The 23,496-nt window shown below is 73.8% G+C and carries 25 protein-coding genes; 15 read left to right on the top strand and 10 right to left on the bottom strand.

The window, feature by feature from the left end:
- Positions 1–31 precede the first annotated feature (31 nt).
- The 5 genes from ACU4ZT_RS10815 to ACU4ZT_RS10795 all read left to right on the top strand — a co-directional run bounded on the left by ACU4ZT_RS10815 (position 32) and on the right by ACU4ZT_RS10795 (position 3,856).
- Positions 32–439: a hypothetical protein gene (locus ACU4ZT_RS10815; RefSeq protein ID WP_063070577.1), complete on the top strand. Its 408-nt coding sequence runs from the start codon at positions 32–34 to the stop codon at positions 437–439.
- Positions 436–1,242 carry a hypothetical protein gene (locus tag ACU4ZT_RS10810; RefSeq protein ID WP_445337153.1) on the top strand — a complete coding sequence of 269 codons (807 nt, stop codon included), beginning with the start codon at positions 436–438 and terminating at the stop codon, positions 1,240–1,242. Before ACU4ZT_RS10815 ends, ACU4ZT_RS10810 begins: the two co-directional genes overlap by 4 nt.
- 166 nt (positions 1,243–1,408) lie before the next feature.
- The gene (locus tag ACU4ZT_RS10805) at positions 1,409–1,681 is read left to right on the top strand and encodes a DUF3072 domain-containing protein (protein ID WP_270981096.1); all 273 of its coding nucleotides are present in this window, start codon (positions 1,409–1,411) and stop codon (positions 1,679–1,681) included.
- A 104-nt stretch (positions 1,682–1,785) separates the two neighbouring features.
- On the top strand, positions 1,786–2,385 hold the full coding sequence (locus ACU4ZT_RS10800; RefSeq protein ID WP_445337152.1) for a recombinase family protein: 600 nt from the start codon (positions 1,786–1,788) through the stop codon (positions 2,383–2,385).
- A 73-nt stretch (positions 2,386–2,458) separates the two neighbouring features.
- Positions 2,459–3,856: a D-alanyl-D-alanine carboxypeptidase/D-alanyl-D-alanine-endopeptidase gene (locus tag ACU4ZT_RS10795; RefSeq protein ID WP_445337151.1), complete on the top strand. Its 1,398-nt coding sequence runs from the start codon at positions 2,459–2,461 to the stop codon at positions 3,854–3,856.
- Positions 3,857–3,860: 4 nt separating this feature from the next.
- Here the strand turns inward: ACU4ZT_RS10795 and ACU4ZT_RS10790 are convergent, their stop codons facing one another.
- From ACU4ZT_RS10790 to ACU4ZT_RS10770, 5 genes are all read right to left on the bottom strand, one after another.
- The gene (locus tag ACU4ZT_RS10790; RefSeq protein WP_445337150.1) at positions 3,861–4,523 is read right to left on the bottom strand and encodes a response regulator; all 663 of its coding nucleotides are present in this window, start codon (positions 4,521–4,523) and stop codon (positions 3,861–3,863) included.
- Positions 4,520–5,764, bottom strand: coding sequence for a sensor histidine kinase (locus ACU4ZT_RS10785; RefSeq protein ID WP_445337149.1), 1,245 nt, complete (start codon positions 5,762–5,764; stop codon positions 4,520–4,522). The genes ACU4ZT_RS10790 and ACU4ZT_RS10785 overlap by 4 nt, the downstream gene beginning before the upstream one ends.
- An 81-nt stretch (positions 5,765–5,845) precedes the next feature.
- Complete coding sequence (locus ACU4ZT_RS10780; protein ID WP_063070570.1) at positions 5,846–6,055, bottom strand: hypervirulence associated TUDOR domain-containing protein; 210 nt, start codon at positions 6,053–6,055, stop codon at positions 5,846–5,848.
- Positions 6,055–6,852, bottom strand: a complete 798-nt coding sequence (locus tag ACU4ZT_RS10775) for an SDR family NAD(P)-dependent oxidoreductase (RefSeq protein WP_270981101.1) — start codon at positions 6,850–6,852, stop codon at positions 6,055–6,057. The genes ACU4ZT_RS10780 and ACU4ZT_RS10775 overlap by 1 nt, the downstream gene beginning before the upstream one ends.
- 111 nt (positions 6,853–6,963) lie before the next feature.
- Positions 6,964–7,524, bottom strand: coding sequence for a Dps family protein (locus ACU4ZT_RS10770; protein WP_063070568.1), 561 nt, complete (start codon positions 7,522–7,524; stop codon positions 6,964–6,966).
- 244 nt (positions 7,525–7,768) lie between these two features.
- On the opposite strand from ACU4ZT_RS10770, the gene ACU4ZT_RS10765 reads away from it, so the two are divergent.
- From ACU4ZT_RS10765 to ACU4ZT_RS10745, 5 genes are read left to right on the top strand one after another with little or no spacing between them, the layout of a single operon-like run.
- Entirely contained in the window at positions 7,769–8,671 is a 903-nt protein-coding gene (locus ACU4ZT_RS10765; RefSeq protein ID WP_445337148.1) for an SMP-30/gluconolactonase/LRE family protein, read from the top strand.
- Between the two features lie 53 nt (positions 8,672–8,724).
- Positions 8,725–9,291, top strand: a complete 567-nt coding sequence (locus ACU4ZT_RS10760) for a type 1 glutamine amidotransferase domain-containing protein (protein WP_414748955.1) — start codon at positions 8,725–8,727, stop codon at positions 9,289–9,291.
- A gap of 60 nt (positions 9,292–9,351) precedes the next feature.
- On the top strand, positions 9,352–9,876 hold the full coding sequence (locus ACU4ZT_RS10755; RefSeq protein WP_063070565.1) for a hypothetical protein: 525 nt from the start codon (positions 9,352–9,354) through the stop codon (positions 9,874–9,876).
- Positions 9,877–9,885: 9 nt separating this feature from the next.
- On the top strand, positions 9,886–10,503 hold the full coding sequence (locus ACU4ZT_RS10750) for a signal peptidase II (protein ID WP_063070564.1): 618 nt from the start codon (positions 9,886–9,888) through the stop codon (positions 10,501–10,503).
- A 20-nt stretch (positions 10,504–10,523) separates the two neighbouring features.
- Positions 10,524–11,357 (top strand): aldo/keto reductase, encoded by an 834-nt coding sequence (locus ACU4ZT_RS10745; RefSeq protein ID WP_270981107.1) that lies wholly within the window; start codon positions 10,524–10,526, stop codon positions 11,355–11,357.
- A 72-nt stretch (positions 11,358–11,429) separates the two neighbouring features.
- Here ACU4ZT_RS10745 and ACU4ZT_RS10740 read toward each other — a convergent pair whose 3' ends face one another.
- Positions 11,430–12,161 (bottom strand): M50 family metallopeptidase, encoded by a 732-nt coding sequence (locus tag ACU4ZT_RS10740; protein ID WP_445337147.1) that lies wholly within the window; start codon positions 12,159–12,161, stop codon positions 11,430–11,432.
- 102 nt (positions 12,162–12,263) lie between these two features.
- Between ACU4ZT_RS10740 and ACU4ZT_RS10735 the strand changes: the two genes are divergently transcribed.
- The gene (locus tag ACU4ZT_RS10735; protein WP_414748952.1) at positions 12,264–12,791 is read left to right on the top strand and encodes an adenine phosphoribosyltransferase; all 528 of its coding nucleotides are present in this window, start codon (positions 12,264–12,266) and stop codon (positions 12,789–12,791) included.
- A gap of 109 nt (positions 12,792–12,900) precedes the next feature.
- On the opposite strand, the gene ACU4ZT_RS10730 is transcribed toward ACU4ZT_RS10735, so the two are convergent.
- Positions 12,901–14,160: a cobalamin-independent methionine synthase II family protein gene (locus tag ACU4ZT_RS10730; protein ID WP_445337146.1), complete on the bottom strand. Its 1,260-nt coding sequence runs from the start codon at positions 14,158–14,160 to the stop codon at positions 12,901–12,903.
- Between the two features lie 241 nt (positions 14,161–14,401).
- Here ACU4ZT_RS10730 and ACU4ZT_RS10725 point away from each other — a divergent pair, with 241 nt between their 5' ends.
- The 3 genes from ACU4ZT_RS10725 (at position 14,402) to ACU4ZT_RS10715 (ending at position 18,986) form a co-directional block, all read left to right on the top strand.
- Positions 14,402–14,890, top strand: coding sequence for a VanZ family protein (locus ACU4ZT_RS10725; protein ID WP_063070560.1), 489 nt, complete (start codon positions 14,402–14,404; stop codon positions 14,888–14,890).
- Between the two features lie 107 nt (positions 14,891–14,997).
- Positions 14,998–17,274, top strand: coding sequence for a HelD family protein (locus ACU4ZT_RS10720; RefSeq protein ID WP_445337145.1), 2,277 nt, complete (start codon positions 14,998–15,000; stop codon positions 17,272–17,274).
- 104 nt (positions 17,275–17,378) lie between these two features.
- Positions 17,379–18,986, top strand: a complete 1,608-nt coding sequence (locus ACU4ZT_RS10715) for a DASS family sodium-coupled anion symporter (RefSeq protein WP_445337144.1) — start codon at positions 17,379–17,381, stop codon at positions 18,984–18,986.
- Positions 18,987–18,989: 3 nt separating this feature from the next.
- Here the strand turns inward: ACU4ZT_RS10715 and ACU4ZT_RS10710 are convergent, their stop codons facing one another.
- The 3 genes from ACU4ZT_RS10710 to ACU4ZT_RS10700 form a co-directional block, all read right to left on the bottom strand.
- A complete protein-coding gene (locus ACU4ZT_RS10710) occupies positions 18,990–20,357 on the bottom strand; it encodes an exodeoxyribonuclease VII large subunit (protein ID WP_270981113.1) in 1,368 nt (455 codons plus the stop codon).
- Between the two features lie 296 nt (positions 20,358–20,653).
- Positions 20,654–21,415, bottom strand: coding sequence for an HNH endonuclease family protein (locus ACU4ZT_RS10705; RefSeq protein ID WP_063070556.1), 762 nt, complete (start codon positions 21,413–21,415; stop codon positions 20,654–20,656).
- Positions 21,416–21,441: 26 nt separating this feature from the next.
- Positions 21,442–22,794: an MFS transporter gene (locus ACU4ZT_RS10700; protein ID WP_270981115.1), complete on the bottom strand. Its 1,353-nt coding sequence runs from the start codon at positions 22,792–22,794 to the stop codon at positions 21,442–21,444.
- Between the two features lie 202 nt (positions 22,795–22,996).
- On the opposite strand from ACU4ZT_RS10700, the gene rpsO reads away from it, so the two are divergent.
- A complete protein-coding gene (gene rpsO / locus ACU4ZT_RS10695; RefSeq protein WP_012038735.1) occupies positions 22,997–23,266 on the top strand; it encodes a 30S ribosomal protein S15 in 270 nt (89 codons plus the stop codon).
- Positions 23,267–23,496: the final 230 nt, after the last annotated feature.

Below are 23,496 nucleotides of genomic sequence, written 5' to 3'. Positions count from 1 at the left end.
ACCCGTCGAAGCACCACTGATCACGATGGGGATGCCCACCACGTGGGAGATCCTCGAGACGGGCGACGACCGCGTGGTCGTCATCGCCGAACCGCAGAGGAAGGACGCCACCTTCCGAGCGAACGCCGTGGTCCTCGTGCGGGAGTCGACCGAGACGATCGTCGAGCTCGGCGCCCGCTGCATCGCCCAGGCGCACGCGTACTCCGGCTGGTCGCACGTCTACTCCGACATGGAGTGGAACCGCGACGACGCCATGGGCCGCGTCGTGCACTACCTCTACGAGGCGTCCGGCGTGTGCGTGGCGGTCGCCCAGTACGTGTTCTCGACCGGGTCGCGCTCGATCGAGGTCACGGGGAGCTGCGACGTGGTCGATCTCCTGGCGTACGACGAGATGTTCAACATGATCGCCAGCTCGACCGAGATGAGGGTGCACGCATGACCGGGACACCGCTCGACCTCGCGGCCATGGAACGCATCGGTCACGGCGTGCAGCTCGAGCTGCTCACCGGCGTCGGCGCATCCCAGCCCTTCCCCCCGAGCGAGCTGACCATGAGCGCTGCCGCCTGGGAGCAGCTCGCGACCCTCCGCACCCGCGGGGTGTTCGCGCGTGTCGACAGCGGCTCCGCGCAGATGGTCGAGCTCCGCGAGCTCGGCCTGGTCTCCGCCTCCGGCGGCATGAAGCCCGAGGGGGAGTCGCTGCTCGCGGTGCGGTCCCAGGCGAAGACGCTCTTCGGCGCCACGGCAGACACCGGGGGTCGCCACACGACCTTCAACAGCTGGTACGCGGGAGCCGACGCGCTCGTCGCGGCGCAGCGGATCGACGACGCCGGGTCGACGGTCGTGTCCCTCCACCGCACCACGCGGTCCGTCTCGCTCGGGCTCCTCACCTCGTGGCTGCGCCTGGGACCCGCCTGGTCGCTCGCCCACGGGGACGAGGTCGACGAGCACGACGCCGACCTCCTCCAGCGCCGCGTCGATGCCGCGCCCGGGCAGGAGCCCGCGGTGCCGGCAGACGCGAGCTGGGTCACGAGACGCGCCTGGGCGGCGGGGGAGTGGACGCGCTACGCGGTCGTCTCGCCGGCGCTCGCGAAGAAGGCGGAGCAGATCCGCACGGGGGACGTCGGCTGGTTGCGCCCGGAGCCGACCTCGGTCGGGCGCGTCCGTCTGGTCCCCATCAACTCGGTGCGCCTCATGTACAACATCGTCGAGCTCTTCCAGGACACGGTGCGCCTCACCCGGTGAGGCGCGCGAGATCGGCCCGCCTCGCCGGTGGATCGAGCTGGTCGGCCTCGGCGCGCCCCGCCCGTCGCGGGCGCTAGCCGCTCGGTGTCGATCGTCTGCCGCCCGGCCGGTCGAGCGTCGGGGGTCGCGAGTAGCGTCAGAATCACGACCACGAGGAGACACGACCATGAGCGATGCCAACCAGGACACCACCGGCGACAAGGAGATGCTCGGCTCCTCCACGCCCACGCCGCCCCAGAGCGCCGAGAAGGACCCGAGCACGTGGGTCACGGGCGACGAGCCGATGACGGGTGCGCAGCGCAGCTACCTCGATTCGCTCGCCACGCAGGCCGGCGAGGAGATCCCCGCCGACCTCAACAAGGCGGAGGCGAGCGAGCAGATCGAGCGCCTGCAGGAGAAGAAGGACACGGCCTCGCCGCAGCCCGACGACGCGAGCTGATCCACGCGTGAGCGGACGGGCGGGCGCCTCAGAGGCGTCCGCCCGTCGCGCGCTCGGCTGAGGGGGAGGCAGGAGCAGGGGGAGAGCATCGTGAGGGACGGCGCATGACCACGCTGGTGGGATACGCGCGCGTCGCGCGCGCCGACGAGTCGTACCAGGACCAGGTCGACGCCCTCGACGCCGCGGGCTGCGAGCGCATCTTCGTCGACGTCGCCGCGGGCCCGAAGGCCGCGCGTCCGAGCCTGCAGGACGCCCTCGACTACCTCCGCGAGAACGACGAGCTGCTCGTCGTGAGCCTCGATCGGCTGGGGCCGGGATCAACCGACGTCGTGCGGATCCTCAACGGGCTCGAGGCGCGCGGCATAGCCTTCCGCGCCATCCGCGACGGGCTGGAGGCCGGCACCGCCGCCGGGCGCGGCCTCTTCGCGGTCACGCTCGCGTTGGCCACCGTGGATGCGACCGCAGCTGAGGAGAAGCACCGCCGCCGACCGGCCGAGCCCGCCGCGGCACCCGCGCCGACGGCACCCGCCCCGCCATCGCTGCCCAAGGGCATCACGCGGCGGAAGCTCATGATCGCCGTCGAGGAGCGCTCCAAGGGCCGCGACACCGCCGAGATCGCGCGCGTGCTCGACGTGAGCGAGCGCGTCGTCACGCGTGCGCTCGCCTGGGCGGAGTCGGGGCGGCAGGGCGGGCTGCTGCGCTGATGCCGCGTGTCCGCCCACGCGAATCGTCCGCGCGGCGGAGGCGGGCAGCCTCCGCATTTCCTACCCTGGGGACATGACCGGATCCCAGCCCGCGCCCGTGCGACGGTCGCCGCGCCCCAGCTCGCGCGTCGCCCGGCGACGGCGGGCGCTCCTCGCGGCCGTGGTCGCGACCGCCGTCGTGGGCGCCGGCGTCGCCACGGGGATCATCCCGTCGCCGGTCGGCGGCGCCTCCGCGGATCCCGCCGGCTGCACGGTCGAGGCGCTGACCGGCGGCTGGTCCACCGGCACGCTGCACCCCTCCGCGGCGGAGGTCGACCGCGGCGCGGGTGCGACCCTGGCGGACGTGCGCGGCGACGTGCCCGCCCCCACCGCCAGCACCATGAAGGTCCTCACGGCGGCGGCGGCCGTCGAGGCGCTCGGCCCGGACCGGCGCATCGCCACGCGCGTCGTGCAGGGCGCGCGCGCCGACACGGTCGTCCTCGTGGGCGGCGGCGACCCCACGCTCAGCCGTCTGCCGTCGGGCACCGACGGCGTCTACCCGGGCGCCCCGCACCTCGACGACCTGGCGCGGCAGGTGCTCGACGCCCGGCGCGCCGACCCCGACACCGCCGGCGTGCTCGTCCGCCGCCTCCAGGTCGACAGCAGCCTCTTCACCGGTCCCGCCTGGCTGCCGGAGTGGCCGCTGGAGGCCCGGCGCGGCGGATCCATGTCGAACATCACCGCGCTCATGGTCGACGGTGACCGCGACGACCCGGCCGAGCCCTACTCGCGCCGGGGTGACGCGGCCGTCGCGCGCGCGGCGGACGCGTTCGCGGAGCTGCTCGGCGACGGCGACGGCGACGGCGTCGCGACCGACGGCCCGCTCGTGACCGCGCCCGCCGGAGCCGCCGTGCTCGGCACCGTCGAGTCCGCGCCCGTGCGCGACCTCGTGGGCCACATGCTCACCCACTCCGACGACACGCTCGCCGAGACCCTGGCGCGGCTCGTCGCGATCGAGACGGGCGCCGGGAGCGCCGCGACGGACATCCGGAGCGGCACGCCCACCGCCCTCGCCGCGCTCGACCTGCCGATGGACGGCGTCGTGCTCATCGACGGCTCCGGCCTGTCCGACGGGAACCGGGTTCCCGCGCTCCTCCTCACGCGGCTCATGGTGCGGATCGCGCAGCACGTCGACGACCTCGCGATCGTCGACGCCGGTCTCGCCGTCGCCGGGCGCACCGGCACCCTCGCGGAGGGCGGCCGGTTCACGGGCGAGGCCGACGCGGCGGCAGGGCGCATCCGCGGCAAGACCGGCACGCTCGAGCGGATGCACGGTCTCACCGGCATCGCGGACGCCGAGGACGGCACCGAGGTCGCCTTCACGATCTGGGCGGAGGACGTGGACCCGTCGGTCCCGGCGGAGACCGCGCGCGCCGAGATCGACGCCCTCGCGACCGAGGTCCACCGCTGCGGCGGCGCGCTCGGCGGCTGATCCGCTACGCCCCCGAGCGCTCCACGAGCCGGTGGTCGTGCGCGTACACGACGAGCTGCACGCGATCCCGGAGCGCCAGCTTCGCGAGGATGCTGCTCACGTGCGTCTTCACGGTCGACTCGCTCACGAACTCGAGCGCGGCGACCTCCGCGTTCGAGAGGCCGCGCGCCACGTGCCCGAAGACGTCCTTCTCGCGCGCGCTCAGCGACCGGAACGCGGGCGGCGCCGGGGGAGCGGGCGCCGCGGCGGCGTCCGACGTGAACAGCTGCGTGAGCTCGTCGGGCGCGAGCACGGCGCTGCCCGCGTGCACGGCGCGGATGGCCGCGGCGAGGAAGGCGGGCGTCGCGTCCTTGAGGAGGAAGCCGCTCGCGCCGCCGCGGATCGCGGTGGCGGACGCGCGGTCGAGCGCGAACGTGGTCAGCACGATGACCCGCGGCGGCTCGGCGCGCGAGCCGCCGAAGAGCGCGCGCACGGTCTCGAGGCCGTCCATCACGGGCATCCGCATGTCGAGCAGCACGACGTCGGGTCGTAGCTCGTCGATCACCGCGAGGCCCTCCCGTCCGTCGCCGGCCTCGCCGACGACCTCGAGGTCGGGCTGGGCGTCGAGGGCGACGCGCACGCCGCCGCGGAACAGCTCCTGGTCGTCGACGAGCACGATGCGGATCACGGGCGGCCTCCCGGCACGGGCATGGAATGGGCGGATGGCAGGGGGATGCGCGCGCGGGCGGTGAACAGGTAGTCGACGGCCTCGGCCTCGAGGTCGCCGCCGACGGCCGCGAGCCGGGCGCGCATGCCCTCGACGCCGGTGCCGAGCCGCAGCGACTCGAGGCCGAGCGGGCCGGCGCGGTCGGGTACGGCACCCGGCGGGACGACGGGGTTCTCGACCTCGAGCACCACGTCGGCCGCGCGCCACGTCTCGCGGAGGCGGATGCGGCCGCCGGCGGCGCCGTGCCGCATCGCGTTGGTGGTCATCTCCTGCGCGACGCGGCGCAGGACGACCTGGCGCGCCGGATCCACGGCCCGGCGCTGCCCGCGCACCTCGTGTACGAGGTCGACGCCGGCGGCCCGCACCTGCGCGACGACCGCGTCGAGGTCCTCGGGCCCGTCGTCGCCGTCGGCCGTGCTCGTGCCGCTCAGCACCTCGCGCACCTCCGCGAGCGACCGGCGCGCGGTGTCGGCGATGGTGGCGGAGACGCCGCGGATCCGCTCCTCGTCGTCGAGGAACTGCACCGAGTCGGCCTGCGCGATGATCACCGCGAGCGAGTGCCCGACGATGTCGTGCACGTCGCGCGCCATGCTCGCCCGCAGCGTCTCGGTCTGTGCGAGGTCGACGGCCTTCACGGCGGTGTCCTCGGCCTGCACGCGGAGGCGCGACTCCGAACTGCGGGCGCGGACCACGCGGATCACGAGACCCGTCAGCCACGCGAGCAGCAGCATCAGGACCGGGGCCGCGACGAAGATCATGGCGCCGAGGCCGCCCGGGCTGATGAGGAGCGAGTAGCGGGCGCCCGTGTGCAGCAGGTACACCGTGGCCATGGCACCCCCGACGACGGCGGAGGCGGCGCCCAGCACGGCCGTCGCACGCGACCCGCGCCGAGCGGTCGAGTACAGCACGAGGAGGAGGGCGAGGTCCGCGAAGCCGGGGCGCTCACCCACGTGCCACTGCGCCAGCGCCATGACCCAGGCCAGCGCGAGCGCCGCGCCGGGGTACACGGAGCGCACGACGACCGCCAGGAGCATGAGGACGGCGACGTGGAGACCCGCCTCCTGGACGTCCACCGGCGGGTTCACGGCGATGCCCGCGAGCACGAGGCCGACGACCACGTCCACGAACAGCTCCACGCCGTCGCGGTGCCGGGGTGCGCGCGGCGTGCGTGCGCGCGTCGCGTCGGCGGTCCCGGTGTCCATCGGCCACAGCCTAGGCGCGGGGATCCGGCCGGGTCGCCCCTCGCGGGTACCGGTCGCCGGTACCCGCGGGGGAGGCCGCGCCTACTTCCTCTTCGTCAGCGCGGATCCCTTGTGGGCCGCGGTCGTGCCGGACTTGTCGCTCTCCACGATGTACGCGGGCTCGTCGCCCGATGCCGTGAAGTGCTGGCCGTCGTGCTGGAAGTCCTTCGTCTTCTCCTCGACGACCTTCCCGTGCGTCTCGCCCTGGGGCGTGTTCCAGGTGACGCGGTCGCCCTTCGACAGGCCGGCCATCAGATCGTCGCCACCGATCCGGAGTCGACGCGGTAGTTGGATCCGTTCACGAACGACGCGAGGTCGGAGCAGAGGAACGCGACGACGTTCGCGACCTCGGCGGGCTCGCCGCGGCGCTTCAGCTCCATGTAGGGGCGCTCCTCGTCGAGGAACGACTCGATCGCGTCCTCCGTCGAGGTGCCCAGCTGGTCGGCGCGCTTCTCCATCATCGCGTCGGTCATGGGCGTGTGGATGAAGGCGGGCGACACCGCGTTCACGAGCAGGCCCTCCTTCGCGTAGCTGCGCGACAGGCCCTTCGACAGCGCGAGGATCCCGGCCTTGGCGGCGCAGTAGGGGAGCTCGTCGTCGTACGGCTGCACGGCGTCCTCGGAGGCGAGGAACACGATCCGGCCCCAGCCGCCCTTCCGGAGCGACGGGAGGAACCGCTTCACGAGGCGTACGGGTCCGAGGAGATCCACCTCGATGGTGTTCGTCCAGCCCTCGTCATCGATCTCGTGGAAGAGCCCCTGCGCGCCGGTGATGCCCGCGGACTGCACGAGGATGTCGATGTCGCCGACGGCCTCCTGCACCTTCTCGTGCAGCGCGTCGAGCGAGGCGACGCTCGTCACGTCGGCCGCGAACGCGTGCACGCGGTCGCCGCCGTCGAGCTTCGCAGCGGCCTCGTCGAGCGCGCCCTGGTCCTGGTCGCTGAGGACGACGGTGGCGCCCTCCGCGAGGAGGATGCGGGCGGTCTCCCACCCGATCCCCGAGTCGGCGCCCGTGACGAGCGCGGTCTTCCCTGTGATGCCGAGATCCATCTCGGTCTCCTCACTGCCCCTCGGGAGGGGCGTCATCGTGATGCGTGCGGACATGACGAGGGCCGCACCTGGTGGCGCGGCCCTCGGATCGTGATGTGCGTGCTGCTCGCGCTACTCGGCGGCGGATCCGACGCGGCGGTTCTCGGCGGAGACCATCCACGCGTACTGCTCGAGCGCGGTGATGAAGCCGTGGAGCAGGTCCGCGGTGGTCGGGTCCTCCTCGTCGACGTCGTCGTGGACCTCGCGCATGGTGTGCACGGCGGCCTCGAGGCGCTGGGTCACGAGGTCGACGGTCTCGGCGGTGTCCACCTCGCCCTGCGGGTACTCGGGGAGCGTCGTGGTCTCGGCGACGGTGTCGCTGCGGCCGTCGGGCGTGGCGTGCAGGGCGCGCATCCGCTCGGCCAGGTCGTCGCTGAACTCGCGCGCCGACTCGATGATCTCGTCGAGCTGGAGGTGCAGGTCGCGGAAGTTCTTGCCCACGACGTTCCAGTGCGCCTGCTTGCCCTGGATGTGCAGCTCGATCAGGTCGACGAGCACCTTCTGCATGTTCTCGTGCAGCTGCTCGCTGGCCTTGAAGCCGCGCTCGGCGTTCTGGCGCTTGGTGGGCTTGGAGCCCTCGGGCTGGGTGGCCTTCGCGGATGCGCTGGTGGGGCGTTCGACGGTCGTGGTCATGTGCGACTCCTCGGTTCTCGTTCTCGTGGGGTCGGGGGTCTCCCGATCCGTGCGGCGCGGCGTCCGGTGGGACGGGCCCGCGTGGGCCGGGCGCGCGTTCGCGCGACGTCCGGCCTGCCTTCGACGGTACGCCCGCCGGATCCGTGTCGCACGAACGGTGAGTGCGCTCACAGTGCGCGTCCAGCCAGGGCGGCCGGCGCTTCGCTCGACGGACGAGCGGCCCCCCGGGTGCTTGGCTGGATCCATGAGCGCCCTCACCTCCGACCTCCGCGTCCTCCGCGACGCCCGCGCGATCCTCGTCGAGAGCCTCTGGTGGGATCCCGCCGGCGACGTGATGTGGAACGACATCACGGCCGGCACGCTGCACCGGAGCCCGTGGACGGGCGCGGTCGACGGATCCGACGACACGGTCCTCGAGCTGCCGCCGCCGCTGGCGTCCTTCCAGCCGGCCGACGACGGCGGCTACGTCGCGGGGCTCGGCGACCGCATCGTGCTCGTCGACCGGGAGGGCCGCATCACGCGCGAGCTCGCGCACGTGCGGCACGCGCACGACGGCATCCGGATGAACGAGGGCAAGGTCGATCCCCGCGGCCGCTTCGTCATCGGATCCATGGACGTCACCGAGGGCGAGCCCGACGCGGCGATCTACTCGATCGACGGCTCCGGCACCCTGCGCACGCTCCTCGGCGGCTTCGCCATCACCAACGGCTTCGAGTGGACGGACGGTGGCCGCACGATGATCCTCACCGACACGTCCGAGAAGACGGTCTACCGCGCGCCCTACTCCGCCGACGGCGAGCTGGGGGAGCCGGAGCGCTGGATCCACGGCGAGATGAGCGACGGCCTCACCCTTGACGTCGACGGCTACGCGTGGAACGGGATCTACGGCGCGGGCAAGGTCGTCCGCTGGGCGCCCGACGGCACGAAGGACCTGGAGATCCAGATCCCGGCGCCGAACGTCACGTCCGTGGCCTTCGCCGGCCCCGACCTCCGCACCCTCGTGATCGGCACCGCACGGGAGAACCTCACGGAGGAGCAGCTCGAGGAGCACCCGCTCTCGGGCGGCGTCTTCGCGATCGACACGGCCGTCTCCGGACGACCCGTGAACTTCTTCCGCACCGCGGTCGCCGGCGGCGCGCGAGCGTAGCGTCGAACGCGCCGTCCGACCGGGCGGCACCACTCTCACGAGGAGGAACGCACATGACCGGAGAGAGCATCCAGGGCCGCAAGGTGGCCTTCCTGCTGACGGACGGCTTCGAGCAGGTCGAGTTGACGGAGCCGTGGAAGGCCGTGCAGGAGGCCGGCGGCACGCCCGTGCTGGTGTCCCCGAAGTCGGACACCGTGCAGGGCCTGAACCACATCGACAAGGCGGACACGTTCGACGTGGACGTCCAGGTGAAGGACGCCGACGCGTCCGAGTACGACGGCCTCGTGCTGCCCGGCGGCGTCGTGAACGCGGACGACCTCCGCGTCGACGCCGACTCGGTCGCGTTCGCCAAGGCCTTCTTCACGGCGGGCAAGCCCGTCGCGTCCATCTGCCACGCGCCGTGGATCCTCATCGAGGCCGGCGTGGTCGACGGCCGCCGCATGACCTCGTACCCGACCCTCGCCACCGACCTGCGCAACGCGGGCGCCGAGTGGGTCGACGAGGAGGTCGTGGTCGACAGCGGCTTCGTCACGAGCCGCAACCCCGACGACCTGCCCGCCTTCAACGCGAAGCTGATCGAGGAGATCGCCGAGGGCGAGCACGACGAGCAGCACGCCTGACCCGTCGGCCGGACCGGTCTGCCCGACCCGGGCGAACCGCCGCGCACCTAGGGTGAGGGCGTGACCACGCCCTCGCCCGACGCGCGCTTCCGCCAGACCACACCCGCCCCGCGCGCGATCCGCGTCGTCGGGCTCGCGGTCGCGGCGCTGGGTCTCGTGGTCGTCGTCGCCACCGGCGGAGGCGTCCTCGGGATCGTCGCGGGTCTCGTGCTGCTGGCGGCGGGCGCGGTGGTCGGGTCGTTCCGCATCCGCATCACGCTGGATCCCGACGAGGTCGAGGTCGCGCTGGTGCCGGTGAAGCGCATCCGGATCCCGTACGCGGCCATCGCGGACTGCACGGTCGTCGACCACCTCCGGCCGCGGTCCGTCCGCGGCATCGGCGTCCGCGCCCTCCCGGGCGGGGGAGCCGCGGTCCTGCTGGACGCCGGCCCCGCCGTGTCGATCGAGTCGGCCGACGGCACGCGCCACCTCGTCCGCAGCACGTTCCCGCGGGAGGCGGCCACGCGGATCCGCGACCGCGCCGCCGCCGCGCCCGTCGCCGACGCGGACGGCAGCCCGGAGGATCCGGCCGCGACCACCGCCTAGGCTCGTCGCGTGACCACCGCACCCCCCGCCGCACGCCGTCCGCGCATCTCCCGCCCCGTCGTCGTGGCGCTCGCGGCGGTCGTCGTGGTCGTGGGCTTCGTGCTCGACCAGATCAGCAAGCGCTGGGCCGTGGACTCCCTCGGCGGCGGCCGGCAGATCGAGCTCGTCCCGACGGTGCGGTTCGCCCTCGTCTACAACCCCGGCGTCTCCTTCGGCATGGGCGCCGAGGTGGGGCCGCTGCTCACCGTCGGCATCATCGGGCTCGCGCTCGGCCTCGCCGTCTGGGTCGGCTGGCAGATCCGCCACCGCGCCTCGACGCTCCAGGTGCTGCTGCTCTCCGCGGTGCTCGCCGGCGCGCTCGGCAACCTGTTCGACCGGATCACGCGCGCCGAGGACGGGCCGCTGTCGGGGCACGTCGTCGACTTCATCGCCGTCGAGTGGTTCGCCGTCTTCAACGTGGCCGACATCCTCACCGTCTGCGGCATGATCGCGTGGGCCCTCGGCACCGTCTTCGGGCGCGATCCCGAGGCCGATGCCCGTGAGGCCGGGGAACAGGACGAGGCGGACGACGCGTCCGCCGACGACGCCGCGGCCGGTGCCGGATCCGCCCCCGTCGACCGCGCCTGACCCGGGCGTAGCGTGAGGGGATGACCACGATCCCCACACTGGAACTGTCCGACGGGAACCGCATCCCCGCCATCGGCCTCGGCACGTACGGGCTCAACGACGACGCGGGTGCCGACCTCGTCTCCGGCGCGATCGGCGCCGGCTACCGCCTGCTCGACACGGCCCTCAACTACGGCAACGAGGCCGCGGTAGGCGAGGGGATGCGCCGCTCGGGCGTCCCGCGGGAGGAGCTCTTCCTCACCACCAAGCTGCCCGGCCGCCACCACGGCTACGAGGAGACGCTCGCGTCCTTCGAACAGTCGCGCGCGACGCTCGGCGTCGACTACGTGGACCTGTACCTCATCCACTGGCCGAACCCCAGCGTGGACAGGTACGTCGACAGCTGGCGCGCGTTCGTCGAGCTGAAGGAGCGCGGCCTCGTCCGCTCCATCGGCGTCTCGAACTTCACGCCCGCGCACCTGCAGCGCCTCGAGGACGAGACGGGCGTGCTGCCGGTCGTCAACCAGGTCGAGCTGCACCCGACCTTCACCCAGGCCGACCTCCGCGCCGAGCACGCGCGCCGCGGCATCGTGACCGAGAGCTGGTCGCCGTTCGGCACGCGAGAGCAGCTCATGCGGGACCCGCACGTGGTCGCCGCCGCCGAGGCGCACGGCGTGACCCCCGCGCAGGCGGTGCTCCGCTGGCACATCCAGTCCGGCGCCCTGCCCATCCCGCGGTCCACGGACCCCGAGCGCCAGCGCACCAACCTCGACGTCTTCGGCTTCGAGCTGAGCGAGGAGGAGGTGCGTCTCATCGGGTCCGGCCCGCAGTCGCGCCTCTGGGACGGCGACCCGGACACGCACGAGGAGATGTAGGTCCCGTCCTCCCGCGGCCGCCGCGTCCCCGGGGCGCGGCGGCCGCGTCGCGTGCGGGGCGGGCGGATCGCGTCAGGCGCCGAGGAGCGCCGGGATCCCGAGCAGCAGCACCCCGCCGACGAGGCAGGCGGCCGCGACGACGAGGAGCACGCCGACCCACAGGATCCCGGGCAGGTGCGTCAGCCGCCCGAGCTGGTCGGCGTCGGACGCGTCGCCACCCCGCCGGGAGCGGGCGCGCTGCAGCTCGAGGGTCGCCCGGAGCGCGCCGAGCAGCAGGAACGACGCGAGCGCGTGCGCCGCGACGCCCTGCACGACGACCGGCGCGACCCCGGCGATCACCCCGACCACCACGCCCGCCACCAGGCACGACCACAGGCCGAACCAGTTGCGCACCTGGATCACGACGAGCGCCAGCAGCACGAGCCACAGCCAGAGCACGGCGGCGGAGCGCCCCTGGCCGGCGAGCCAGGCGGCGCCGAGGCCCGCGAGCGCGGGCGCCGGGTACCCCGCGAGCAGCGTCACGACCATGCCCGGCCCGCGCGGTCGGCCGACGCTCACGGTGAGGCCCGAGGTGTCGGAGTGCAGACGGATCCCGGCGAGCCGCCTCCCGCTCAGCGTCGCCGCGAGCCCGTGGCCGCCCTCGTGCACGATCGTCACGGCGTGCCGCGTGATCCGCCAGGCCGGCGGCACGAGGACGAGCGCCGCGGCGAGCGCGACGGCGACGAGCGCCGGTCCCGCCTCGAGCGGCGCCTCGATGGCGGTCGCGCGCGCGACGAGGTCGCGCAGGATCTCGACGGGGTCCATGGGCTCCTCGGGTCGATGCGGGTGCGGGCGGGCGGGGCGCGCCCAGCCCACCACATCCACCTGGCGGACGGCCGCCGCCCCGCCACCGACTACCGTTGTCGGGTGCCTGACACCCCCGTCTCCGACCTCGTCGCGTCCCTGCTGCTCACCGTCCCGGACTTCCCCCAGCCGGGGATCCTCTTCCGCGACCTCACTCCCGTGCTCGCCGACGGCACCGCCCTCCGCGCCGTGGTCGACGACCTCGTGGCCGTCGGCGGCCCCGTCGATGCGGTCGCGGGCGTCGAGGCGCGCGGCTTCCTGCTCGCCGCGGCCGCCGCCTACGCCTCCGGCGTCGGCACCCTGGCGGTGCGCAAGGCCGGCAAGCTCCCCGGCGAGGTGCTGCGCGAGTCCTACGACCTGGAGTACGGCGAGGCGGCCATCGAGCTGCACCCGGGCCAGCTCATGCCGGGATCCCGCGTGCTGCTCCTCGACGACGTCCTCGCGACGGGCGGCACGCTCCAGGCCGCCGCCCGCCTGCTGGAGCGCGCCGGCTACGAGGTCGCCGGCATCGGCGTGGTTCTCGAGCTCGACGGCCTCGGCGGCAGGGAGCGGTTGGTCGGCCACGACGTGCACGCCATCCTCACGCTCTGACGCGACGCCACGAGTCGCGCCCCACGAGTCGCGCGCCACGTGACACGCGACACGCGACGACGGAGGGTCGGGCGCACCACGCGTCCGGCCTCCCGTCGTCCCGCGGCGCTCAGCGCCAGAGCCGCCGGGTCGCGATCTCCGCCCCCTGCGCCAGGCTCTCCAGCTTCGCCCACGCGATCTGCGGGTGGATCCGCCCGCCGAGCCCGCAGTCGGTCGACGCGATCACGCGCTCCCGCCCCACGAGCCGCGCGTAGCGCTCGATCCGGTCGGCCACGAGCTCCGGGTGCTCGACCACGTTGGTCGCGTGCCCCACCACGCCCGGCACGATGACCTTGCCGTCCGGCAGCTCCACGTCCTCCCACACGCGCCACTCGTGCTCGTGCCGCGCGTTCGCGCCCTCGAACGAGTACGCGCCCGCGTCGATGTCGAGCATCGTCCGCACGATGTGCCGGAACTCGATGTCCGTCGTGTGCGGCCCGTGCCACGAGCCCCAACACAGGTGGAAGCGGATCCGCTCCTGCGGAAGCCCCCGCAGCGCGTGGTTGAGCGCCTCCACGCGGATGCGCGTGAACGCCAGGTAGTCCTCCACGCTCGGCTCCGGGTTGATCTGGTCCCAGTTCTCCGCGATGGACGGGTCGTCGATCTGCAGCACGAGCCCCGCGTCGATGATCGCGACGTACTCCTCGCGCATCGCGTCCGCGCACGCCCAGATGAACTCCTCCTCGGTCGCGTAGTGCTGGTTCCCGATGCGCGACGCGCTGCCGGGGGAGAGGGACGTGATGAACCCCTGCTCGTACCCGTTCTCGTCGAGCGCGTGGCGCAGGTGCGCGATGTCCGCCTGGATCGCCGCGTGGCCCGTGTAGGCGACCGGGCCGGTGGCGCTCGGGAAGTCGAGGGGCGCGTCGCCCACCGTGATGCCGCTCGACGGGTCCCCGTAGGCGTCCGCGAAGATCGTCCAGTCGCGGCGGTCGGGGAACGTCGTCAACCGCACGTCGCCGGGTGAGCTGCGCACGGGCTCGGAGGAGAACGGGCCGCCGGGCACGAGCTCCAGGCCGCTGAGCCGCTGGAACGAGTACGACCACCAGGCGCCGTAGTCGATCGCGCTCGACATGGCCTTGCCGTACTCGCCGTCGCCGGGGAGGGCGATCCCGACCTCGCGCTGGCGGGAGACGAGGCCGTCGACCGCGTCGGCGAGGACCTCGTCGAGGCCGTCGGCGGGCGGGGCGTCCGGCCCGGCGCCGTCCGCGTCCGATGGCGGCACGGCGGCCTTCCGCGCCGCGGCGCGGGCGGCGTTCGCGGCGATGAGCGCGTCCGTGCGCGGCAGGCTGCCGGCGTGCGACGTCAGGATCCGATCGGTGCTGTCGAGCATGGGGACCTCCGCGGGTCTCTCGTGCCGTCGGACGGCCTGCACGACCGTCCGCGGCGAGCGGGTGAGGATCGCAGGCGTGTCCCGGTCGCGGATGCGGACGGGACGCGAGGCTTCGCGGGTGCGCTGCACGCACAGGGTGCCACGGCCTCATCCCCGAGGAGGGGGAAATCGCCACACGACGTCATGGAACCGGCACCTGCGGCGGATCCGGCACCCAGGGGAATGCCCGGATGATGGACGGATGCTCCTCCGCCACCCCCTCCTCGGCACCGCCACGGGCCTGTACCTCGGGCTCGTCGCGTGGATCACGCTGTCGCCGGAGCCCTACGACCGCCGCATCGACGGCTTCCTCTTCCGGGGGCTGCGGGCCCTGCACCGGCACGACGGCACCTCGTGGATCACCTACTCCGTCGTGGAGGGCGCCGCGAACGTCGTGATGTTCGTGCCGGTGGGCATGTTCCTCGTGCTGCTGCTCGGCCGTCCGCGCTGGTGGCTCGCGATCGCGCTCGGGGTGGGCCTCTCGGCGCTCATCGAGACCGCGCAGGCGTTCCTCCCGACGCGGGTCTCCGACGTCCGCGACGTCGTGCACAACGGGCTCGGCGCCCTCATCGGCGTGGTGGTGGCCCTGATCCTCACGGCTCGCTCCGAGAACGCCCGCCGTCGCGCCCTCCGCCGGCGCGCGCGGCCGAGCCCGACGGGCCCGCAGAGCCTGGTCGGCACGCGCCGCTGACCCCTCGGCCGGCCGTCGTCCGCCGCTCCCGTCGGGGGCACCCGCGGTCGGGGACGACCCCCTCGTCTCGGTAGGATTGACGCCGGATTCCCGAGGGGTGTGTGCAGGTGACCGGTACGGAGCTGGATCGCGAGCGGGCGTACGTCGGCCGCCTCTACGGACGACTCGACGCGGTGCGCGCGGAGACCCGGGATCAGCTGGTCATGGTGCGCGACAGCCCCACCGGCGGCACGCACCAGAACCGCTCCGAGCGCGACGCGTTCGCGCGCATCTACGAGGACCGCCTGCAGGCGCTCCGCGAGGTCGACGAGCGCCTCGTGTTCGGCCGGCTCGAGTTCGAGGCGGGTCACCTGCCGGAGGACGAGCCGCGCGACGGCGCGCCGGCGCCCACGACGGGGGCCGGCGATCCGGTCTACCGGTACATCGGCCGCATCGGCCTCCGCGACGACGACCTGCAGCCGCTCCTCCTCGACTGGCGCGTGCCCCAAGCCAGCGCCTTCTACCAGGCCACCGCCGCCACCCCGCTCGGCGCCCGGGCCCGCCGCCACCTCACGACGCACGGCCGCGAGGTGGTGCACGTCGAGGACGAGGTGTTCGACCCGACGTTGCTCGACGAGGGCCGCACCAGCCTCCAGGGCGAGGGCGCGCTGCTGGCCGCGCTCGCCGCGGGACGCACCGGCCGGATGAACGACATCGTCGCCACCATCCAGGCCGAGCAGGACCGCATCATCCGCTCCGACCTCCGCGGCGTGCTCGTCGTGCAGGGCGGGCCGGGCACCGGCAAGACCGCGGTCGCCCTGCACCGCGCCGCGTACCTCCTCTACTCGCACCGCGATCGCCTCGCGTCCTCGGGCGTGCTCGTCGTGGGGCCCAGCCGCTCCTTCCTCCAGTACATCGAGGCCGTGCTGCCGTCCCTCGGCGAGACGGGCGTCGTGCTCGCGAGCGTCGGGCAGCTCTACCCGGGCATCGACGCCGCCGCCGAGGACGCGCCCGAGGTCGCGGCCGTCAAGGGCGGGTCCGAGATGGCCGGCCTCCTGCAGCGCGCCGTCCGCTCGCGCCAGGTCGTGCCCACCGAGGCCGTCACGCTGGACGTGAACGGCGAGCGCATCGTCCTCGAGCCGTCGCTCGTCGCGAGCGCGCTCCGCCGCGCGCAGGACAGCCGGAAGCCGCACAACGAGGCCCGTGTGGTCTTCAACAAGGCCGCCCTCGGGTCCCTCGCGCAGGTCCTCGCGTCGCAGATGCGCCGCAATGGCAGCGCCCTCGACGACAGCGACCTCGCGATGCTCCGCGAGGACCTCCGCACCTCGTACGACGTGAAGGTCGCGCTCAACACCGCGTGGATGCCGCTCACCCCCGAGAAGCTCGTCCAGGACCTCTACGCCCGGCCGAACTGGCTCGCCTCGCTCACCCCGCGCTGGAGCCCCGAGAAGCGCGCGCTCCTCCGCCGCGACCGCGACGCGCCCTTCACCGTGGCCGACGTGCCGCTGCTCGACGAGGCCGCCGAGCTCCTCGGCGAGTTCAGCGCGCAGGCCGACGCGAGCGCGCGCGAGCGCGAGCAGCAGCGCCTCCGCGACATCGAGAACGCCGAGCAGGCCATCGAGAACATGGGGGTCGGCGGCATGGTCACGGCCGAGCGCCTCGCGGAGGGCTTCGCCGAGCAGGCCGCGCGCCGCACCACCGCCGAGCGCGCCGCATCCGACCGCACCTGGACCTACGGCCACATCGTGGTCGACGAGGCGCAGGAGCTCTCGCCCATGCAGTGGCGCGTGCTCCTCCGCCGCTGCCCCCTGCGCTCGTTCACGATCGTGGGCGACGTCGCGCAGGCCAGCTCCGCCGTCGGCGTCACCAGCTGGCAGGACGCGCTCGGCCCGGTGCTCGGCCGCGAGTGGCGCCTCGAGGAGCTCACCGTCAACTACCGCACGCCCGCGCGGATCGCCGAGGCCGCCGAGCGCATGGCGCTCGCGCACGGCCTCCCGGTCACCCGCTCGCGCGCCGTGCGCGAGGGCGAGCACCCCATCGACACGGTGGAGGTCCAGGCCGACGAGGTCGTGGCCGCGGTCGTCGACGTGGTCGACGAGGAGCGCGAGGGCGGCGACACCGGCACGCTCGCGGTCATCGCGCGCGACGACCGCGTCGTGGAGCTGCACCGGGCGCTCGCCGAGCGGTTCGGATCCGCGGTCGGCATCGGCGTGGGCGGCCTCGGCCGGCCCATCGCGGTGCTCGGCTCGCAGGAGGCGAAGGGCCTCGAGTTCGACGTGGTCGTCATCGCCGAGCCGGACGAGATCCTCGCGCACACGTCGCGCGGCGCGGCCGGCCTGTACGTCGCGATGACGCGGCCCACGCAGCGCCTGCACGTCGTCACCTCCACGGGCTTCGCCGCCTGATCCGCGGTGCCGCGCGGCCGCCGTCCGACCGGCCCGCGGCGCCCGCGTGAACACTATGAAGACAAGTGGCACGCGGCCCCGCACGCGCGGAGGATGGGCCGGTCATGACCCCTCCTCCCGCAGCCCCCGGCCCCTCGTCCGCCCCCGGAACCGGCACGGATCCGGCGCCAGGGGGTCCGGCGCGCGACGACGCGGATCCCGCGCCCGGCGGCGTGGCCTCGGTCGCCGACGAGTCCGCGGCGCCCGCGGCACCCGACGCACCGGCCGCCGAGGCGACCGCGGCCGCCGCCCGCGCCGCGCGTCGCACGCGCGCGATCCAGGTGGTCGTCATCGTCGCCGTCGCGATCGGCATCGCGCTCGTCCCGCCGCCCGCGGGCGTCGACCCGCGCGGCATGCACATGGCCGGGATCTTCGTCGGCACGGTCCTCGCGCTCATCCTCCAGCCGCTGCCCACCGCGCCCGTCGCGCTGGTCGGCCTCGCGGTCGCCATGCTCACGGGCACCATGACCACCGACGGCGAGGCGCTCGTCGGCTTCGCGAACCCCACCATCTGGCTCATCGTCGCGTCGTTCTTCATCGCCGACGGCTTCCTCGTCACGGGCCTCGGGCGCCGCATCGCGCTGGCCTTCGTATCGCGGCTCGGCGGATCCAGCCTCGGGCTCGCGTACGGCATGGCGCTCACCGACCTCGTGCTCGCGCCCGCGACCCCGTCGAACACCGCGCGGGCGGGCGGGGTCGTGTACCCGATCGTCGCGTCGCTCAGCCGCGTGCAGGGATCCACCCCCGACTCCGACGCGTCGCGCCGGCGCCTCGGCTCCTACCTCGCCCTCACGAGCGTGCAGGTCAACACGGTCACGTCGGCCATGTTCCTCACGGCCATGGCGGGCAACCCGGTCGCGCAGAAGGCCGCCGCCGACCTCGGCATCGAGGTCACCTGGGGCGGCTGGGCGCTCGCGGCGCTCGTGCCCGGTCTCCTCAGCCTCATCGTCGTGCCGTGGGCCATGTCGCGCGTGTACCCGCCGACCCTCACCCGCACGCCCGAGGCGCCGGCGCACGCGCGCGAGGAGCTGCGCGGGCTCGGGCCGCTGTCGGGCCACGAGCGCATCATGGCCGCGACCTTCGTGCTGCTGCTCGTGCTGTGGTGCGGCGGATCCCTCCTCGGCATCCCCGCGACCGCCGCGGCCTTCGGCGGCATCGCCGTGCTGCTCGTCACGGGCGTGCTCAAGTGGTCGCACCTCGCGGCCAACGCGTCCGCGTGGTCGACGCTCATCTTCTTCGCGGTGCTCGTCGGCATGGCCGACCAGCTCGACGCGCTCGGCGTCATCGACCTCGTGGGCGGCGCCGTCTCCGGATCCGTCGGCGGCCTGCCCTGGCCGTGGGCGTTCGCGGTGCTCGCGCTCGTCTACTTCTTCTCGCACTACCTGTTCGCGTCGAACACGGCGCACATCGTCGCGATGTACGCGGTGTTCCTCGGCGCCGCGGTCGCGACCGGCACGCCGCCGCTGTTCGCGGCCCTCGTGCTCGGCTTCATCGGCAACCTGTTCGGCGGCATCTCGCACTACGCGTCGGGGCCGTCGGGCGTGGTCTTCGGATCCGGCTACGTCACGACCAGGGAGTGGTTCCGCGTCGGCTTCGTGATGGCCGTGGTGCTCATCGTCATCTGGGGCGTCGTCGGCACGGCGTGGATGGGCGTGCTCGGGCTGCTCTCCTGACCGTCATCCTCCGTCCGCGGTTCCGTGGAGGCGGCGGTACCGCCGGGGAGCGGAGGCGTGGCGCATCGCGGACAACCAGGCGTCCTCGCCCACCTGGGGCGTGCCCACGCGGACGCGTCGAGGAGGACGCAGCGCACGTGAGCGTCCGCGGAAGAGGAACACCGACCCTGCCGACCCGGCGATCAGGAGGCCGAGGCCGCTGCCGACGACCGCGTACCAGGGCGCGCCGGCCATCCACGCGCGGAGGCTGACCGTCGCGAGGATCGTCGCCATCGCGGCGGTGGAGCCGAGGACCACGGCCCGGACCCGGATGCGGTGGAGGGCGAAGGTCCGCTCGGCCTCGACCAGCGCCCGTCGAGCGGAGGCCGCCTCCGCCCGGGCGGCCACCACGTGCGCGTCCGGATGCGCGGACGACGACTCCGGGTCGGACGGACCCTCCGCGGCGCACGCGGACGCCACCGTCGTCGAGGAGCCCCTGCCTCGCGCGCCGTGTCGCGGTCGGCGCACGTGGTCGGGATCGGGGTTGCCCACGTGCTGATGCGCGTTGAGGGCCTTCCGCACGTCGGTCGGCGTCCGGAAGGCGCCGTCGGCCACCCACGCGACCGCTGCCTCCGTCGCGGTGGGGCCGATGGCCGTGACGACGGGGACGGCCGCCTCGGCGACGGCATTGACGACCCGCACGTCGTTGAGGGCGACCCCGTCCCGCCATCTGCCGCCGCCTCGGTACACGACGATCAGGTCGGTGTCCTCCGGGGACACCGACCTGATCACGTCCGCGATCGCCTGGCTGTCGTGGAACGGGATGCCACGCCATCGGGGCTCCAGCCTGTCGAGCCGGAGGCCCGCCGTGATGTCCGCCTGCGCGACATCGCCGAGCGGACCGATGAACGTCACTCGAAGGGAACCCGGCGCCCCCGCGCGGACCGGCAGCCGGGGCGGCGGGGTGGTGCGGCGTCGCAGCCGGTCCCGCGCTGCGGCGCACGTCCGCGGATCACGGGCGATGCCGGCCCGCTGCTCGGCGGCAGGCAGCCGGCCCCTGCGCTCCTTCTTGGTCACCCGCATCGGTCGCAGCACCAGCAGGCAGTCCTGCTCGAGGAGGTCGAACGCGCCTCGGAGCTCGACGACATCGCCGACGAGCAGCCCCCGGACGGTCTCCGGCCGGCAGATCACGGGGATGGAACGGGTCCTGGCGTCGAGGACCCCGGAGGTGTCCACGAGGTCGAAGCGCGTACGGCTCGTGCTGATGTCCGCGATCTCGCCGGTGATCTGCACGGTCCCCCTGTCGGCGAGGAGGAAGGAGGTCCGGAGCTGCGAGAAGACGACGGGCCCGACCCTGTCGCGTTCCGGCGTCCGGGGCGGGAAGACGGCCATGACGGGGATCCTGACACCGGCTGACGGTCGCTCGTCGCCTCGGCGCACAGCACCCAGGCATGGAGATGGGCCGACCCGATGACGGGCCGGCCCTGCGGTCGTGGTCCCGGCGCCGAGACCCCTCTCCATGCGCCGTCCGTGCGACCGCTCTCCCCATGACATCCGGACCCGTGGTGCATCGCGTCTCTGGGGTCCGGCGCATTGCGGTCTCTTCGGAGCGAGCGAACGATCGGTTCGCCCACGATGCAGATCCGGCGTCACCGCCCGGTGTCACCACCCGGCCGCACCACCCGGCGTCATCGCACGGGCGGCGGCCACGGCACGTCGTCGGACGACAGCAGCGGCAGGTCCCCGCAGCCGTCGAGCACGCGCGCCATCGCGTCGTGCTCCGCGCGCGTCACGCTGAGCTCCGTGCGCACCTTGATCGACACCTGCCGCACCACGAGGGCGCACGCGTCGTCCGGATGCTCGGGCAGCCACTCGTCGACGGTCGCGTCCGACTTCGCCGAGTTCTCCGCGGCGGACGCGGCGACGAGCTCCAGCGGGTCGTTCGCGAACGCCGCCCGGTAGGCGGGGTCCCAGCGCCACGCGCCGGAGGACCACGCGTCGGACAGCGACACGACGTGGTCGATCTGCACCGCCTCGGGGTCCCGCGACCGGTCGAAGGGGATGCGCTCGCCCGAGTACGGGTCGGTCAGCACGCCGGACTGCACGACGCACCCGCGTGTCCCGCCGCGGATCATGGTCTCGGCGAGGTCGCGTCGCAGCACGTCGTTGCGGGTGTCGCAGCCGTTGCGGTCCACGTCCGTGCGCCAGGCGAACGACTCGCGGTCGTAGCCGGCGACCCGCTCCTCCGTCCGCACCTCGAGCCCCTCGAGGGCGAGCCGCGCGGATCCGGGCGCGGCCGGCTCCGCGCCGGGCCCGGTCCCGGATCCACGCCCGGCGTCCTCGGCTCTCCCGGCGTCCTCCGCGTTCCCGGCGCCCGTCCCCGGATCCCCGTGCCACTGCACGAGACCCGCGACGATCACGATCACGAGCGCCGCCAGGGTCACGAGCACCGGCGTCCGCCGCCTCCTCCGCCGCGTCACGGGGTGGGGTTCCGGGAGTCGTAGAGCTCGAAGGACGGCAGCGCGCGGATGAGGATCCACACCACCACCGCGATCAGCAGCCCGCCCACCAGCGACGGCACCCACAGCGCCGCGAACGCGGTGACGATGCCGACGTACGCGTCGCCGAGCCGAGGCCCGCCCGTGACGACGACGATGAAGATGCCCTGCAACCGCCCGCGCATGTTGTCGGGCACCGCGGTCTGCAGCATGGTGTTGCGGAAGATCGAGGAGATGTTGTCGGCCGCGCCCGTGCAGGCGAGCAGCACGGAGGCGGCGACGATGCCGGGCACGCTCGCGTCCTCGATCCGCGACCCCATGCCGTGCAGCACCCCCGGCCGCGACGCGAACAGCAGCACCAGCCCGAACCCGGCCGTCGAGAGCCCGTACGCGACGATCGCCAGGCGGATCGCCCGCCCGTGCCGCGTGACGCGCCCGACGGATCCGCTCAGCACGCTGCTCACGAGGCTGCCGACGGCGCCGGCCGCCGTGAGGATCCCGACGGTCACCGGCCCGCCGCCGAGCACCACGGCCCCCACCGCGGGGAAGAGCACGCGCGGCTGGCCGAGGGTCATCGCGATGATGTCGACGATGAACGACATCCGGATGTTCGGCGCGGTCTTGAGGAACCCGAGCCCGTACCTGATGGACGCCAGCCCCGGCCGCTGCACCTCGCCCTCCGGCGCGATCCGCGGCAGCGCGAGCACGCCCGTGAACGCCGCCAGGAAGAGCACGGCGTCGACCGTGTAGGTCCACTGGAACCCGACCGACGCGACGAGCACGCCCGCGAGCGCCGGGCCCACCGTCACCATCACGCCGAGGCTGATCCCGCCCAGCGCGCTGGCCGCGGGCAGGAGGTGCGGCGGGAGGATGCGGGGGAGGATCGCCTGCCGGCTCGTGCCGATCACCGTCGCCGCGACCGCGTTGAGGATGCTCAGCGCGTACAGCGACCACACCGTCTCCGCGTGCGTCCACGCGAGCGCCGCCAGCGCGATGGTCGAGCCCCACGCGGCGCACGACGCGATGAGCGCGACCTTCCGTCGGTCGAACGCGTCGGCGAGCATGCCGCCGTAGAGGCCCGCGAGGATCATCGGCACGAGCGACAGCACGCCCACGAGCGCGACGGCGCCCGTGGATCCCGTGAGCTCGTACACGTGCAGCCCGATCGCGACGATGGTCATCTGGCTGCCGATGCCGGCGATCGCGTTGCCCGCCCAGAGCCGTGCGAAGGCGGGGCTCTCCCTCAGCGGCGTCAGGTCGACGAAGTGGCTGCCGCGGACCTGCCGTTCGTCGGGGATCGGGATGGGGGAGGTCTCGGGCGGGATGCTCACGTGTCGCTGCGTCGTCTCTGTAGGGTGGATTTCCACGCTAGCCGAGATCGCCGACGCCGCCCCGTCGTGGGCCGTCCGGCCGCGGATCGGCTCCCCGCCCTCTGGTATGCTCGTGCGGTTGCCGTCTGAACGGCCGCGGATCAAGAGAGCTCGCACATCCTGTGACGGGCGCCGCGCAACGAACACGAGAGGGGATCATCACATGGCTCTGGAAGCAGACGTCAAGAAGGCGATCATCGACGAGTACGCGACCCACCCCGGTGACACCGGATCCCCCGAGGTGCAGATCGCGCTCCTCACCAAGCGGATCACGGGCCTCACCGAGCACCTCAAGGAGCACAAGCACGACCACCACACGCGTCGTGGCCTGCTCCTCCTGGTCGGCCAGCGTCGTCGTCTCCTCGGCTACCTGTCCAACGTCGACATCGAGCGCTACCGCGCCCTGATCGCGCGCCTGGGCATCCGCCGCTGACACGCACCACGCGTCGCTGATCGCACACGTGCGAACCGGCCGAGCCGTCACCCTCCGGGGTGGCGGCTCGTTCCCGTTAAGAGGTGCGTCATCCGCCCGACACCCGGGCGCCCCCGTCCTCCCGGGCCGGCGAGGGGCCGGGTGCTACCATGGCCGGAGTGATCCAGCGGACGCCCAGCGTCACGATGCGATCACGACAGATGGAGCTGGCCGGCAGGAGCTGGTCGTTG

The organism is Clavibacter davisi (assembly GCF_052751415.1).
The sequence above is the reverse complement of the archived record's forward strand: the minus strand, read 5'-3'. Positions and strand labels throughout refer to the sequence as shown.